Annotated in this window: 15 protein-coding genes and 1 pseudogene; 9 read left to right on the top strand and 7 right to left on the bottom strand. The window is 45.4% G+C overall.

What is annotated here, in order from left to right; genetic code table 11:
• The first annotated feature begins 98 nt into the window (after window positions 1–98).
• Window positions 99–524: a phosphate-starvation-inducible protein PsiE gene (locus R8N46_RS12430; protein ID WP_104979941.1), complete on the top strand. Its 426-nt coding sequence runs from the start codon at window positions 99–101 to the stop codon at window positions 522–524.
• Window positions 525–579: 55 nt separating this feature from the next.
• Here R8N46_RS12430 and R8N46_RS12425 read toward each other — a convergent pair whose 3' ends face one another.
• Window positions 580–1,446 (bottom strand): YicC/YloC family endoribonuclease, encoded by an 867-nt coding sequence (locus R8N46_RS12425; RefSeq protein ID WP_005384776.1) that lies wholly within the window; start codon window positions 1,444–1,446, stop codon window positions 580–582.
• A 184-nt stretch (window positions 1,447–1,630) separates the two neighbouring features.
• On the opposite strand from R8N46_RS12425, the gene rph reads away from it, so the two are divergent.
• Both rph and pyrE read left to right on the top strand, forming a co-directional pair.
• Complete coding sequence (gene rph, locus R8N46_RS12420; RefSeq protein ID WP_017634994.1) at window positions 1,631–2,347, top strand: ribonuclease PH; 717 nt, start codon at window positions 1,631–1,633, stop codon at window positions 2,345–2,347.
• Between the two features lie 104 nt (window positions 2,348–2,451).
• Window positions 2,452–3,093 carry an orotate phosphoribosyltransferase gene (gene pyrE / locus R8N46_RS12415; protein ID WP_182038436.1) on the top strand — a complete coding sequence of 214 codons (642 nt, stop codon included), beginning with the start codon at window positions 2,452–2,454 and terminating at the stop codon, window positions 3,091–3,093.
• An 84-nt stretch (window positions 3,094–3,177) separates the two neighbouring features.
• Here the strand turns inward: pyrE and R8N46_RS12410 are convergent, their stop codons facing one another.
• The 3 genes from R8N46_RS12410 to coaBC form a co-directional block, all read right to left on the bottom strand.
• Window positions 3,178–4,128: a Kdo(2)-lipid IV(A) acyltransferase gene (locus R8N46_RS12410; protein WP_318098399.1), complete on the bottom strand. Its 951-nt coding sequence runs from the start codon at window positions 4,126–4,128 to the stop codon at window positions 3,178–3,180.
• Window positions 4,129–4,134: 6 nt separating this feature from the next.
• Window positions 4,135–4,725, bottom strand: coding sequence for a nucleoid occlusion factor SlmA (gene slmA, locus R8N46_RS12405; protein ID WP_005379386.1), 591 nt, complete (start codon window positions 4,723–4,725; stop codon window positions 4,135–4,137).
• A 171-nt stretch (window positions 4,726–4,896) separates the two neighbouring features.
• Window positions 4,897–6,096: a bifunctional phosphopantothenoylcysteine decarboxylase/phosphopantothenate--cysteine ligase CoaBC gene (coaBC, locus tag R8N46_RS12400; RefSeq protein ID WP_017820705.1), complete on the bottom strand. Its 1,200-nt coding sequence runs from the start codon at window positions 6,094–6,096 to the stop codon at window positions 4,897–4,899.
• A gap of 193 nt (window positions 6,097–6,289) precedes the next feature.
• Here coaBC and R8N46_RS12395 point away from each other — a divergent pair, with 193 nt between their 5' ends.
• From R8N46_RS12395 to mutM, 6 genes and pseudogenes are all read left to right on the top strand, one after another.
• Entirely contained in the window at window positions 6,290–7,963 is a 1,674-nt protein-coding gene (locus R8N46_RS12395; RefSeq protein WP_318098446.1) for a methyl-accepting chemotaxis protein, read from the top strand.
• Between the two features lie 114 nt (window positions 7,964–8,077).
• Window positions 8,078–8,667: pseudogene (locus tag R8N46_RS12390) on the top strand (JAB domain-containing protein).
• A gap of 302 nt (window positions 8,668–8,969) precedes the next feature.
• Window positions 8,970–9,206, top strand: a complete 237-nt coding sequence (gene rpmB, locus R8N46_RS12385) for a 50S ribosomal protein L28 (protein ID WP_005384783.1) — start codon at window positions 8,970–8,972, stop codon at window positions 9,204–9,206.
• A 13-nt stretch (window positions 9,207–9,219) separates the two neighbouring features.
• Window positions 9,220–9,390 (top strand): 50S ribosomal protein L33, encoded by a 171-nt coding sequence (gene rpmG / locus R8N46_RS12380; RefSeq protein ID WP_004410866.1) that lies wholly within the window; start codon window positions 9,220–9,222, stop codon window positions 9,388–9,390.
• A gap of 272 nt (window positions 9,391–9,662) precedes the next feature.
• A complete protein-coding gene (locus R8N46_RS12375) occupies window positions 9,663–10,139 on the top strand; it encodes a hypothetical protein (protein WP_317387604.1) in 477 nt (158 codons plus the stop codon).
• Between the two features lie 102 nt (window positions 10,140–10,241).
• Window positions 10,242–11,051 (top strand): bifunctional DNA-formamidopyrimidine glycosylase/DNA-(apurinic or apyrimidinic site) lyase, encoded by an 810-nt coding sequence (gene mutM, locus R8N46_RS12370; RefSeq protein WP_213913748.1) that lies wholly within the window; start codon window positions 10,242–10,244, stop codon window positions 11,049–11,051.
• An 18-nt stretch (window positions 11,052–11,069) separates the two neighbouring features.
• Here mutM and R8N46_RS12365 read toward each other — a convergent pair whose 3' ends face one another.
• Genes R8N46_RS12365 through R8N46_RS12355 form a run of 3 tightly spaced genes read right to left on the bottom strand, consistent with a single transcriptional unit; the run spans window position 11,070 to window position 13,497 of the window.
• Window positions 11,070–11,993, bottom strand: a complete 924-nt coding sequence (locus R8N46_RS12365; RefSeq protein WP_318098400.1) for a glycosyl transferase family 90 — start codon at window positions 11,991–11,993, stop codon at window positions 11,070–11,072.
• Window positions 11,990–12,469, bottom strand: coding sequence for a pantetheine-phosphate adenylyltransferase (coaD, locus tag R8N46_RS12360; RefSeq protein ID WP_074191918.1), 480 nt, complete (start codon window positions 12,467–12,469; stop codon window positions 11,990–11,992). The genes R8N46_RS12365 and coaD overlap by 4 nt, the downstream gene beginning before the upstream one ends.
• Window positions 12,466–13,497, bottom strand: a complete 1,032-nt coding sequence (locus tag R8N46_RS12355; RefSeq protein WP_262602438.1) for a glycosyltransferase family 4 protein — start codon at window positions 13,495–13,497, stop codon at window positions 12,466–12,468. Before R8N46_RS12355 ends, coaD begins: the two co-directional genes overlap by 4 nt.
• Window position 13,498 lies beyond the last annotated feature (1 nt).

Here is a 13,498-nt window from a genome sequence, read left to right as displayed (position 1 = left end):
AGGACTTGGAGTCGATTCGCACTGATGTTTATTCTGATTGATTGAAGATCGTTGCATGCTAAACTCAAGGCCTATTTTCTTTGTTTGGATAATGGACCATGCCGTCGAATTTACCGAAATCCTTTAGTCGACCTTTCCTGAAAATCTTCCATATTTTGGAGGCGGTGTTATTAGTCTCTATTACCTTGGCGACGTTGTACGCCATGATGCAAGAGTTTGTGCACGTATTTATAGAGAAGCGTGTCTTACTCACAGATATTCTTTTGATGTTTATCTATCTGGAAGTGCTCGCCATGGTGCAGCAGTTCGTGATGAACGGTAAAATTCCGGTACGCTATCCTATCTACATCGCGATGATGGCGATCGCCCGCTATATCACTCTCGGAATGAAAGAGCTGGATGCAGTTTTGGTTGTGTGGTTATCTCTGGCTGCGTTTATTTTGGCTGCGGCTACTTTGCTGATCAGAATTGGACATCATTATTGGCCCTACGTTGATAACAGTACCTTGGAAAAAGACGAATAAAAGAAAGCCCCGTATTAGCGGGGCTTTTTTGTTTCAATACTCGATGACTTTTAGATCATTCAATGTTTTGGATCTGCTCACGCATCTGTTCAATTAGAACTTTCAGTTCAACGCCCGATGCGGTGATGTCGGTGCTGATGGATTTCGACGCTAGCGTGTTCGATTCACGGTTGAACTCTTGCATCATGAAGTCCAGACGACGACCGACTGCGCCACCTTTTTTCAGAATGTTTGTGGTTTCTTTTACGTGAGAATCAAGACGGTCTAGCTCTTCTGCTACGTCTGATTTCTGTGCCAGAAGGATTAGCTCTTGCTCAACGCGAGATGGGTCTAGCTCTACTTTCGCATCTTCAAATTTAGAGAACAGACGCTCACGTTGCCACTCTAGTATTTCTGGCATGCGTGCGCGCACTTTCACAACTTCTGATGTGATCGCTTCTAGGCGTTGCTCAATCAGCGCCTTCATGTTCTCGCCTTCACGAGCGCGCGCTTCAATAAATTCATCCATTGCGCCATCAAACGCTTCTAGTAGCACTTTATTTACCGCATCCATGTCTTGCTCTGGCGTTTCCATTACCCCCGGCCATTGCATGACTTGAAATGGATTGATTCGGCTCAGTTCACCAGTCATGTGCATGACTTGTTCAGCGGCTTTAATTACCTGGCTAGCAAGCGCTTCATTGATGCTAAGCTCACCTTTTGCGGCAGGGTTTGCTTCAAAACGCAGATTACATTCTACTTTGCCTCGCGCTAAGCGCTTACGAAAGCGCTCACGTAAAACGGGCTCTAATCCGCGAAATTGTTCTGGCATGCGGAAGTATGTTTCTAAATAACGCTGGTTCACGCTGCGGATTTCCCATACCGCAGAACCCCAATCGCCTTTTACTTCTTTGCGTGCATACGCTGTCATACTGTAAATCATCGAATTTTCCTGTCTTCATTTTTTGAAAATTACTTCAAGAGTGTATCACGCTGCGTCGATAGGTGCGCGGGATGTATGGATTGTTTATGTTGTGCCAGCGGCGTAACCTATGAATCCGGAATCGATTCCGTTATAATCTTCGCCCAACCAAATCGTCTTCTCCTCATATTTAAGGTAGATGCCCATGCGTCCAAACGATCGCAAGGCGGATCAAGTTCGCCCTATCAAAATTACTCGTAACTACACAGCTTACGCTGAAGGGTCAGTGCTAGTTGAGTTCGGTAACACCAAAGTGTTGTGTAATGCGACCGTCGAAGAATCTGTGCCACGTTGGCTAAAAGGTCAAGGTAAAGGCTGGGTTACAGCTGAATACGGCATGCTACCTCGAGCAACACATTCGCGTACTCGTCGTGAAGCGGCAAGTGGCAAACAAGGCGGCCGTACGATGGAAATTCAGCGTCTTATCGCGCGAAGCCTACGCGCTGTTGTCGACCTAAAAGCCATGGGTGAGTTCATGATCACCGTTGACTGTGACGTTATCCAAGCTGACGGTGGTACGCGTACTGCATCCATCAGCGGCGCAAGTGTTGCAATGGCCGATGCATTCCAACACCTAGTAGATAGCGGCAAGCTAAAAGCAAACCCAATGAAAGGCCACGTAGCGGCAGTTTCAGTTGGTTTGCTAGGTGATGATGTTCTGTGTGACCTTGAATACGTTGAAGATTCAGCGGCAGACACAGACATGAACGTGGTAATGACAGAAGAAGGCAAGATGATTGAAATTCAGGGCACCGCAGAAGGTGAACCGTTCAGTCACGAACAGCTGATGGCATTGCTCGAGTCGGCGAAAGTCGGCATTACGGAAATTGTCGCAGCGCAGAAGGCGGCGTTAGCCAATTGATTTAGATAGCTCCCATTATGGGGGCTATTTTTTTATCTCGACAATAGAGAAATGAATGATTGTCGAGAAGAGACACAAGAAACCAAGGACATAGAGAGAAAATAATGAAAGCATACCAGCGTGAATTTATTGAGTTTGCACTTGAGAAAGAAGTTCTTAAGTTTGGTGAGTTTACTTTGAAATCTGGCCGTAAAAGCCCGTACTTCTTTAACGCTGGTCTTTTCAATACTGGTCGTGACCTAGCGCGTCTTGGTCGTTTTTACGCAGCCGCGCTCGCTGATTCTGGCATTGAGTTTGATGTACTGTTTGGCCCGGCGTACAAAGGTATCCCAATCGCGACGACAACAGCAGTCGCGCTGGCGGATCACCACGATATCGACACGCCTTACTGCTTCAACCGTAAAGAAGCGAAAGATCACGGCGAAGGCGGTAACCTTGTAGGCTCTGCGCTTGAAGGTCGAATCATGCTAGTGGATGACGTAATCACAGCAGGTACTGCGATTCGTGAATCGATGGAAATCATCAAGGCGAATGGTGCAGACCTTGCTGGTGTGTTGGTTGCGATTGACCGCCAAGAAAAAGGCAAAGGTGAATTGTCTGCGATCCAAGAAGTGGAGCGTGACTTTGGTTGTGCAATCATCTCGATCGTTAGCCTGACTGACCTTGTGACTTTCCTTGAAGAGAAAGGCAAAGACAAAGAGCATCTAGAAGCAGTCAAAGCATACCGCGCAGAATACGGCATTTAATTGGTTACTTTTTCTGAAAAAGTAAAAAGGGCAGATGGATATTCATCTGCCCTTTTTTGTTTTTGGATTCATCGCCTTGACCACTTACTTATAGCGAATGCCTTTCTCGACATGCTCATCTTGCATGGTTTTATAGCGTTTATGGAGCCACATCCATTGCTCTGGAGCGCGTAGAATGACTTCTTCCACATACTTGTTCATATAAGCGGCAGCGGCGACTTCGTCTTTTTGTGGATAATCGGCTTCAATGCACTTATCGGCGATGATGTCGTATTTTCCTTCGTCATTGCGAAACCCTGAGCCTGGGATGATCGCACATTTTGAGGTATACGCCAGAATGCTCGTGCCTGTTGTCGTACACGCATTGTCTACGGCAAAGAAGGGCACAAATACTGATTTTTTGCGACCGTAATCGTGATCCGGTAAATAGAACAGACGCTCACCGCTGCGTAAAACACGAATCATCTTTTTTACATCTTTACGATCAATCAGTTTATTGCCGTTATGTGTCCGTCCCCAATACTGGATAAAGTTATAAGCAGGATTATTATGCGGACGAAACGCGCCGTACCCGGCCACGCCTAACACGGCGAAAGCACGCGCAGTGATCTCTAGATTTAGAGCATGGACACAACAAAGTAGGACGCCTTTACCTTCTTTGGCTTTTTCACGCAGTGCGCCGAGATCTTTCTCGACGATCAGGTTTTTAAAGCGCCAAGTCGGCCAGAACCAAGTGATTCCGGTTTCTATCAGTGCCATACCGGTATTTTTGAAGTTCTCTTCAACAATATATTGAATCTCTTCAGTTGTTTTGTCTGGAAAGGCCAATTCTAAGTTACGCTGAGCAACGTGGACACGCTTTTTACCGTAGCGCATGCCAAGTTTACCGAGTGAACGACCTAATGAAAGCAGCAGCCGATAAGGAAGAATATTGACGAGGATGGCCAACAGACCAAAACCAAGCCATACGCCCCAGTTACGAGGGTGAAGAAGTGAAAGAGAAAACTCGGGCTGCGTGTATTTGTCTTTACTCATAGTCTTTTACTTTATTTGTGCACTCAAAAGCGCCCAGTACTCGTCAAAGTTTGCAGTCGGCTGGTATTTAAAGTCGCTACGCACAAAGCGGTTTAGGCTCCCCTCAACTTGTCCCAGAATTTGCGCGGCTAGGATGCGCTCTTCGACAGGGAAAGACTTCCCTTCACGAATCTTACGTTCACGCAGGATTTGGCGCAATTGTGTTTCTATACGCTCAAAGAGTTGATTGATGCGTTCACGTAGGCGTTCATTTTCAAACATTAGAGCATGACCCGACAAAATGCGTGTCAGACCTGGGTTACGTTCAGAGAACGCCAAAATAAGGTGCATCACCATACGAATACGCTCTAGTGTATCTTTTTCGTCGTCTAGAATACGGTTGATACGTGTCATCAAGGCTTCTTCAATGAACTCAATCAATCCTTCGAACATGCGCGCTTTACTTGGGAAATGACGATACAGAGCGGCTTCTGAAACGCCGACTTGCTTGGCCAGTTTTGCCGTAGTAATGCGTGAAGCACCATCTGTTGATTCAAGCATTTCTGCCAATGCTTGTAAGATCTCTTCACGACGGTTGGATTTTTTACTGCCGGCCATTAGTTACTTCCTTTCAAAATACAAAGTTGAGCGGAGGGGATTATAAGACGCTATTTCGCCTCAAACTAGACCACTAAGGGTGGAATGGGAGATTTAACACCCTTAGTTGTCATTTTTGTACCAAATTTATGCCAGCTTTTGTAAAAAATTGGCAGGGTTTTCAAACGTTAGTTACATCAATTGATGCATTTTTTCGAGAATTTTAAAGCTCAATGCTTCTTTTGATTCTAAAGCGAGCGCAAGTTCACCTTCAGGCCAGTAAAGGGTAATTGCGTTGTCGTTGCTGTTAAATCCTTGCCCTGCAACCGAAACGTCGTTTGCACAGATCATATCGAGGTTTTTCTTTGTTAATTTGCCTCGAGCATAGGTCTCTACATCATTGGTTTCAGCCGCAAAACCGACGGTAAACGGACGCTTCTCCGTCATTGCTGCCACAGATGCAACAATATCAGGATTTTTAACCATATTAATGACCATTTCGTCGTTGTCTTCTGTCTTTTTCAACTTTTGAGACGCGATCGTTTGTGGGCGGTAGTCGGCAACGGCAGCGCAGCTAATAAAGGCATCATGCTGGTTTGCATGTGTCATAACGGCTTCGTGCATCTCTTGGGCACTGGAAACATTTATGCGCTCAACACCTACGGGCGTATTTAAACTGACAGGACCGCTCACGAGGGTGACTTTTGCTCCCATCTGCGCTGCGGCGCTCGCCAATGCATAGCCCATTTTCCCGGAGCTATGGTTAGTAATGTAACGCACTGGATCAATCGCTTCGCGAGTTGGTCCGGCGGTAATGAGTATCGACTTACCTTCTAGCAATTTTGGTTGAAAGAACTGTTCACATAGATGTACTAGCTGCATTGGTTCCAGCATTCGACCTGGTCCCACATCACCACAGGCTTGCTCTCCTGCCGCAGGGCCCCAGATGTGCATACCACGACGCGCTAACGTAGCGATGTTCTCTTGGGTTGCGATATTGCGATACATCTGTTGATTCATCGCAGGAGAAACAGCAACAGGGGAATCCGTCGCGAGCACGAGCGTGGTAAGTAAATCGTTCCCCATGCCTGCGGACATGCGCGCGATTAAGTCCGCGGTCGCGGGCGCTAGTAGCACTAAATCTGCCCATTTGGCCAATTCAATATGGCCCATAGAGGCTTCCGCTGCTGGGTCTAGTAAACTGTCCGAGACAGGACGGCCAGAAACGGCTTGCATGGTTAAAGGGGTAATGAACTCTTTTGCGGCTTTCGTCATTACAACTTGAACTTGCGCTCCTCTCTCTATGAGGCGACGGGTTAGCTCCGCACATTTATACGCGGCAATACCGCCACTGATGCCGAGTAGAATTTTCTTTCCTGCTAGTGTTTGCATGTGAGATCTCCAATTTGATGACCGGATTTTAACACAATTCAAAGTCTGACCGCCCGAGCATATATAACGAGAAGATAATTCACATCAAACTCCAGAGTATTAATCTGACCGAGGAAGGGAAAATTCTCGCCTACCTCACAGACAAGTTGCGCGGAGTTTGCAAGTCTGAAAGGAAAAAGAGGTAGTGGAAACCATGGTGTTGAAAAGTCAAAACAAATTGCTGCTGATAACCCTAATTCCGCTGTTGTTGATCACTACGTTGATCTCAGTGGTGTATTACATCAACAGCAGTAAAAGTTTGGAAGCGGAGCTAGCAAGAGACAGGCAAGAGCTCATCGAAACGAAAAAGAAAGAGTTACAAGCCTACATGATGATGGGCGTGACGGCGATAAAACCGTTATACGACGCGGATGTAAATGGAAGTAATAAAGAGGCAGCAAAAGAAATTCTGAAAGCCATGCGCTTTGAAAGCGATGGCTACTTTTTTGCCTACGACTCTCAAGGTGTGAATACGTTGCACGCCATCAAACCTGCATTAGAGGGTAAAAACCTTTACGACTTAAAAGATGAAAATGGGGTCGCAGTTATTGCGGGCTTGATTGACGCTTCTCAAAAAGGGGATGGGTTCCTCTATTTCTCGTGGCACAAACCGACCATTGACGCACAAGCGCCTAAGTTGGGCTATGCAGAATATCTATCGAAATGGGACTGGGTTTTAGGTACTGGCGTTTATATTGATGACATCGACCAGCAAGTTGCGATGCACAGAGAGTTAAAGACTCAAGAGCTAAAAGAGCATACATTATCTGCCGTGTTGATTTCCGCTATTGGATTGATCATTACCAGTGTTCTCACCAGTATCGTGGTGTCTAAAGGCATTCAGCCATTACAACATGTCGCGGCTTCATTAAAAGATGTTGCCGCAGGCGGCGGTGACTTAACGGCTCGTTTAAAAGTCGAAAGTCAGGATGAAGTCGGTGAAGTGGCGGCCGCGTTTAATGAGTTTATGGATAAGCTGCACCCACTAATGCAGGACATTCATCGCTCTGCGACAACAGTACAGACCGTTTCTCAAAGCCTGAACACTCAGACCAGCCAAGCGAGCGTTCAAATGCAGGATCACTGTTTAGAGACGGACAAAGTCGTGACGGCAGTGACGCAAATGAGCATGACTGCCAAAGAAGTAGCCAGCAATACTAATGCGACCGCGCAGGCAATTGACGATGCCAACAGTCAAGTCACCGCCGCTCAGCATGAGGTCGAGCAAGCAATAGAAGGCATTACCGAACTCGTGACGGAGATAGACAGCACGTCAGATGCAATTTCTGAGTTGAGTTTACAGACCGAAAAAATAACCAAAGTGCTGGATGTGATTGGCGAGATAGCCGAGCAAACGAATTTGTTGGCCCTAAATGCGGCGATTGAAGCGGCTAGAGCCGGTGAGCAAGGTCGAGGGTTTGCCGTCGTTGCGGATGAAGTGCGCTCGTTAGCCAGTCGTACACAAAATAGTACTCATGAAATTGGTGACATGCTTAAGCAGCTACAAAATGGTGTATCAAGAGCGGTCAGTACGATGTCGGTGAGCCAAAAACGAGGTGTCAAAACGGCGGAAGAATCGGCGCTCATTCAGCAATCTCTTTCTGGTGTTCATAATTCTATCGGTACGATTCGAGATATGGGTATTCAAACCGCGTCTGCCGCCGAAGAACAAAGTGCGGTTGCAGAAGACATCAACCAAAACTTAGTGGCTATTCAACAGATCGTGAACAACATTAATGAGACGTTGCAGCATGCCGAGTCAACCAGCACACAGCTATCACAGTCTGGAACAGAAATTCACGGCTTGGTTGGCAACTTTAAACTCTGATGAACTGTTAAGTTGCATGGAAAGCACTGATGGCACGAAGAAAGCGAAAGTCATACTCGACTTTCGCTTTTTGTTTTGTGGAATAGGGACACTTTCCATATAAAGAGACATCAGATGATACTGAAAGCTTTGCCAAATGAGTCCATGCCCAGAGAGAAGCTACTGCAACGAGGGCCGCAAGCTTTGACCGATGCTGAGCTACTGGCCATCTTCTTGCGCACAGGCACCCGCGGAATGAACGTGATTGAGCTCGCAGACTTCCTTATTCAAGACTTTGGTTCGCTCAGACAACTATTTTCAGCATCAGAAGAAGAGTTTTGTCGTCACAAAGGATTGGGGCAAGCCAAGTATGTTCAATTGCAAGCGGTACTAGAAATGACGCAGCGCTATTTAGCGGAAACGCTAAAGCGTGGTGACGCCTTAACCAGCACCGAGTGATAAAAGATGAAATTTTATTTGAAGGAACGTTGGATGCCGCGTCGGTTTATCCGAGAGAAGTCGTCAAGCGTGCTCTGCATCATAACGCGGCGGCTTTGATTCTAGCGCACAATCATCCTTCAGGCGTCGCTGAGCCGAGCCAAGCTGACAGAAGGATTACAAGGCGTCTCACCGACGCATTAGCATTGGTGGATATTCGTATTTTGGACCATTTCGTCATCGGAGATGGGGAAAGTGTCTCTTTTGCTGAAAGAGGCTGGATATAACTGTGCGTTTTTTAGGTTGTTAGTTGCTAAAAATCTGCTATCATCCACGCCACTAAATTTTTAACTGAATTCAGCTTGGACTGCTAAAAAAATCTGCTGTCTAAAAAAAGATCACGAAAACCTGTAAAAAGGATCTGTTCGGGTCTTGAGCAATGCATATCAAGTTAGTATAATGCGCGACCTTTGATAGCCTTGTATGGATTTTCCATAGCGGTTCTTAACCTCTAACTTCTTTTCGAGAGATAGAGAGGTTCGGCCACCAAGGTTGATATCGAGCTGAAACGATTTTGGAGAAGACATTCATGTCACGAGTATGCCAAGTAACTGGTAAGCGTCCAGTAACGGGTAACAACCGTTCACACGCACGAAATGCTACTAAGCGTCGTTTTCTGCCGAACCTACAAACTCATCGTTTCTGGGTAGAGAGCGAAAAACGTTTTGTTAAACTACGTCTATCTGCTAAAGGTATGCGCATCATCGACAAGAAAGGTATTGATACTGTTCTTGCAGACATGCGTGCACGTGGCGAAAACGTTTAAGAGGAAATAAGCAATGGCAAAGAAAGGCGTTCGTGAGAAAATCCGTCTAGTATCTTCTGCAGGTACAGGCCACTTCTACACAACTGATAAGAACAAGCGTAACATGCCAGGCAAATTTGAGATCAAAAAGTTTGATCCAGTAGTTCGCCAGCACGTTATGTACAAAGAAGCAAAAATCAAATAATTGGTTTCAGTCTCTTTGATGAATTGAAAAACCCAACTTTCGAGTTGGGTTTTTTATTACGTGAATAAAAGTGCTGAAGAAAAGGTTCAGTACGTCATCGGGTTATAAGGCACTGCTGAAGTTATTCTACTGGTCCGACTCTATACTCGAATTTTTGATTGATCGCCTCTGCCGCTTAGTCACCACTCCCTACACACTTGCACACAGTTGTTCTAGTCAAGCTCAATACTCTTTGGTAATTTACTCATAACGATAAGAGAGTAGAGATGGTTATGCGTGTGAGTCCGGCTCGTCGCCGCCGATGGAACAATATTCTTATTCTGGGCATTATTGCGTTTATAGTGATCTTAAATGCTCCGATGTGGATCAAAACTTACCTATTAACAGACCAAGCAGACCCTTACCCAAATGTACTTCGCTCCGACTATACGGTGGAGTCTTTGTACTATAGTGGCTGGGAGTTTGAACTGCATGATGGACGATGGCAATCCAACATCAAAGTTGATGCACCGATCAGTGAACTTGTATCACGCTGGCAATCATTGGAAGGGACCGAGCTCACCTCAGAACAGTACGATCATTTAAAACCTAACCTGACGGTACCTGAAACGGTAGAAGTTTGGTATCAGGATCTCGAAGAGCCGCAGCGGGTGACTTTCTTTCGTTTACCTGAGTTTTGGCTATTTAAAACCTGGCAAGACAAATGGGTCGCTATCTCCGTCGATGAAAACTACCTTATGCCAGAGTAGAGCCTTTTTGCGTCTATACCCCTAATAAGCTTCCCTATTTATCGTTTTTCTTTTCGATTATGCTAGCAGCGAGAACTATTAGCCGGTGAATTGGAGAATCTAATGCCTGAGTTGCCAGAAGTTGAAGTCAGCCGTATGGGGATTAGCCCCCACATGGTTGGACAAACGATCCAGTCGTTTACTTTTCGAACGCCTAAATTGCGCTGGGATATTCCTACAGAGCTTAAAAAATTGGAAGGGCAGGTGATCCGTGCGATTAGTCGTCGTGCGAAATACTTACTGATCGAGACAAACACAGGTACAGCCATTGTTCATTTGGGCATGTCGGGGTCTTTACGTGTTCTAGACGCCGACTTTCCGCCAGCAAAGCACGATCATGTGGATCTCAAACTAAGCAGTGGAAAAATACTGCGCTATAACGATCCGCGTCGTTTTGGGGCATGGCTGTGGTGTGCTCCTGGTGAGTCCCATGCTGTACTAGCAAACATGGGGCCTGAGCCTTTAACTGAAGAGTTCAATGCGGAATATGTAGTAGAGAAAGCTAAAAATAAGCGTGTTGCCGTCAAGCAGTTCATCATGGACAACAAAGTCGTGGTTGGTGTAGGAAATATCTACGCGAATGAGTCGTTGTTTAAATCTCGAATTCACCCTTCAAGGCCTGCAGGTAAGCTAACTTCTCAAGAGTGGGGGTTACTTGTTGAAAATATCAAAATGACACTTGAGATTGCCATTACGCAAGGTGGGACTACGCTGAAAGACTTTGCGCAAGCCGATGGAAAGCCGGGTTACTTTGCACAAGAGTTATTAGTTTACGGAAAAGCCGGAGAGCCATGCCCAGAATGCGGCGAACGACTTCAAGAGCTAAAAATAGGGCAGCGTAATACCTTCTTTTGTGGTGAGTGTCAGAAGTGAAATATGGATTAGGGCAAATTACATTTGCCCTGATTTTTCAAAGTACTTCTTTGCCACTAATAGAGAGATTAATTTTTCTCGCTGAGGGTTTTTAAACTGTTCTACCCATTCGTGCGCATTATGGATGATGGCTTCTGCCTCTTCAGGATGAGCGATGTAGTATTCCATTTTCTCTATCAAATCAGAGTAATCGGCTTTCACCTCTACATAGTGAACACCTGCTTGCAAGCGGCCTTCCATAAACCAAGTCTCATACCTAGGCTTGGACATTATTACCAGTGAGTTTGAAGACATCGCCCACTTGAGGTTAGTCGCAACATCATTGCCTTCGATGGCGAGCAAAAACTTGTAATTAAGCTGTTCTTCAATCGACATAAATCCTTTTTCCCAAGGATCGCCGTTGACTGGCTGTGTCTGACCAATGTTACATTGAGGGTGGTTATAGAACTGCTCAATCACTTTTTTACGGTGTGGTTGGTATCCAACACCACGCCAAGCCGCCATGTTTTTCTTGCTTCTAAATGACAGTTTATCAGTAACAAACTGGAAGTGACGAATCTCATTTAACTTTAGTAAGACGGAGTTTTGATTGTCTTCCCCAATCGGTCGACTTTTAAGAAAGGATGGGTATTCTGGTACATAACGAATATCACCGTTCAAAAACTGGAAAAAGTATTGAGCTGGGAAGGACTTAACTACTTTGTGTAGGTCGAAGTAGTATGTTGTACCGCCTGTCTTTTTGTAGCCGCCAACACGTGTCGACTCGTTTTCAGGAAGTTCAAATGACTCGTTAACCTTGTTGTAGTAGTCTACTCGCTCTTGGATATAGGAATCCATCGGGTATTTATCGATAAGACGACGAGTTGATTTACTTCTAATGGAGTTAGGTACTAAGACTTGCAGACCATTTGAAGCGTAATACTTAAATTTCCTGAAACTCATTGTGCTACCTTTGTATTGATAGCGATATAAACACATTCAGGTACAAATTGCTTCACATCTCCACCATGAATGGCAACTTCACGAACAATAGTGGAAGAAAGGAAGGCGTATTCGTCGGCTGGAGTAAGGAACACGCTTTCCATGCCTGGCAACAGTTTGCGATACATGCTGGTAAGGCCGAACTCGTATTCAAAGTCTACCGTTGTTCTCAGGCCGCGTACCAATACGTTTGCTTCTTGCTCTCTGGCAAAATCAACAAGTAGACCACTAAAACCGGCTGTCGATACATTACTTAAATGTGCTGTTGATTCTTCAACCAGTTTTACGCGTTCTTCTAGGCTAAAAAGCGTATTTTTAGAAGGGCTTGCCGCGACACCAATAACAATTTGATCAAACATGTCTGCGGCACGAGTGATGATATCAAGGTGACCATTTGTGATTGGATCGAAAGTTCCTGGGTATATGACTTTTTTCATCGTAAAACTGTCTCGTAAATGTCTACGTATTGATTAGCAGTGTAGTTGATATCAAACAATTTCAATTTCTCTTGCCCCTGAGCGATGAAGTGTTGCTTCAATTCATCATCTTGGGAAACCTTTACTATTGCATCTGCCAGTTCTTGTGAATTACCTGGCTCAACCAGTAATCCATTTGAGTTGTGGTCGATGATGTCAGGAATGCCTCCTGCGTTGGTACCAATAACAGGTAAACCAGAGCCCATACCTTCCAAAATGACAGAACCAAGCCCTTCGGTATACGATGGGTGCACTTGTAAGTCTGCCGCTGCAAACCAATCACCCATGTTGTTCTGTTTACCTTCAAAGCTAATGTTAGTCAGACCTTCTGCTTGTGCTTCAAGCGTTTGTCGCTCTGGACCATCGCCCAATAAACAGATGTGAACAGAGGGCGCAATGTCTTTTAGTAGCCTTGTCGCTTCGATAGTGACATTGAAGCCTTTATGTTTGAGCATGTTTGCGGCATGAATCACCAAAAACTTACCCGTAAAGCGCTCTCTTAGGGCTTTAACTGCTTGTTTATCTACAGAGTATACCACTGGGGAGCTTGGTATTTTGTAAGTGGTAGACGTTGGGTAAGCGTCTTTGATTCTCTGAACTATGGCTGTGCTTAAGCCAACTACAGCACTCGCTTTCGTGTAGGCTAAATTTGCCAGCCACTTTTTCTTTAGAGGGTTATCTATACGGCGCGTGACGATATAAGGCTTACCATAAAGCATGTGCTGAATGAGAGCCCAATAAATTGCGCGTCCTTCATGAACATGAATGATTGAACAATTTTGAGTTACAGCTTTAGAGTGTGCCTTGGTAAAGTGAGTCGCCAGCACTAGCTTAACGTTCAGTTTACGGATGGCATCGGCAAAAGGGCTTTTAGGGTTAGCGACTACCGTAAGGTTATAACCCAATTTGACTTGTTGCTGGATGAGTTGAAGGGTTTGGTTTTCTCCTCCATGGTAGCCAGAAGCCAAATTCACATGGCAAATATTCATA

This window comes from Vibrio sp. 1874, from assembly GCF_033344395.1.
GTDB classification, from domain to species: Bacteria; Pseudomonadota; Gammaproteobacteria; order Enterobacterales; family Vibrionaceae; genus Vibrio; species Vibrio alginolyticus.
The sequence above is the reverse complement of the archived record's forward strand: the minus strand, read 5'-3'. Positions and strand labels throughout refer to the sequence as shown.

Bases quoted from the DNA above. Each gene is read 5' to 3' on its own strand.
- slmA (WP_005379386.1), bottom strand. From the start codon at position 4,725: ATGGCCGGCAGTAAAAAATCCAACCGTCGTGAAGAGATCTTACAAGCA.
- rpmB (WP_005384783.1), top strand. From the start codon at position 8,970: ATGTCACGAGTATGCCAAGTAACTGGTAAGCGTCCAGTAACGGGTAAC.
- rph (WP_017634994.1), top strand. From the start codon at position 1,631: ATGCGTCCAAACGATCGCAAGGCGGATCAAGTTCGCCCTATCAAAATT.
- rpmG (WP_004410866.1), top strand. From the start codon at position 9,220: ATGGCAAAGAAAGGCGTTCGTGAGAAAATCCGTCTAGTATCTTCTGCA.
- R8N46_RS12375 (WP_317387604.1), top strand. From the start codon at position 9,663: ATGCGTGTGAGTCCGGCTCGTCGCCGCCGATGGAACAATATTCTTATT.
- mutM (WP_213913748.1), top strand. From the start codon at position 10,242: ATGCCTGAGTTGCCAGAAGTTGAAGTCAGCCGTATGGGGATTAGCCCC.
- R8N46_RS12395 (WP_318098446.1), top strand. From the start codon at position 6,290: ATGGTGTTGAAAAGTCAAAACAAATTGCTGCTGATAACCCTAATTCCG.
- coaD (WP_074191918.1), bottom strand. From the start codon at position 12,469: ATGAAAAAAGTCATATACCCAGGAACTTTCGATCCAATCACAAATGGT.
- R8N46_RS12365 (WP_318098400.1), bottom strand. From the start codon at position 11,993: ATGAGTTTCAGGAAATTTAAGTATTACGCTTCAAATGGTCTGCAAGTC.
- pyrE (WP_182038436.1), top strand. From the start codon at position 2,452: ATGAAAGCATACCAGCGTGAATTTATTGAGTTTGCACTTGAGAAAGAA.
- coaBC (WP_017820705.1), bottom strand. From the start codon at position 6,096: ATGCAAACACTAGCAGGAAAGAAAATTCTACTCGGCATCAGTGGCGGT.
- R8N46_RS12425 (WP_005384776.1), bottom strand. From the start codon at position 1,446: ATGATTTACAGTATGACAGCGTATGCACGCAAAGAAGTAAAAGGCGAT.
- R8N46_RS12355 (WP_262602438.1), bottom strand. From the start codon at position 13,497: ATGAATATTTGCCATGTGAATTTGGCTTCTGGCTACCATGGAGGAGAA.
- R8N46_RS12410 (WP_318098399.1), bottom strand. From the start codon at position 4,128: ATGAGTAAAGACAAATACACGCAGCCCGAGTTTTCTCTTTCACTTCTT.
- R8N46_RS12430 (WP_104979941.1), top strand. From the start codon at position 99: ATGCCGTCGAATTTACCGAAATCCTTTAGTCGACCTTTCCTGAAAATC.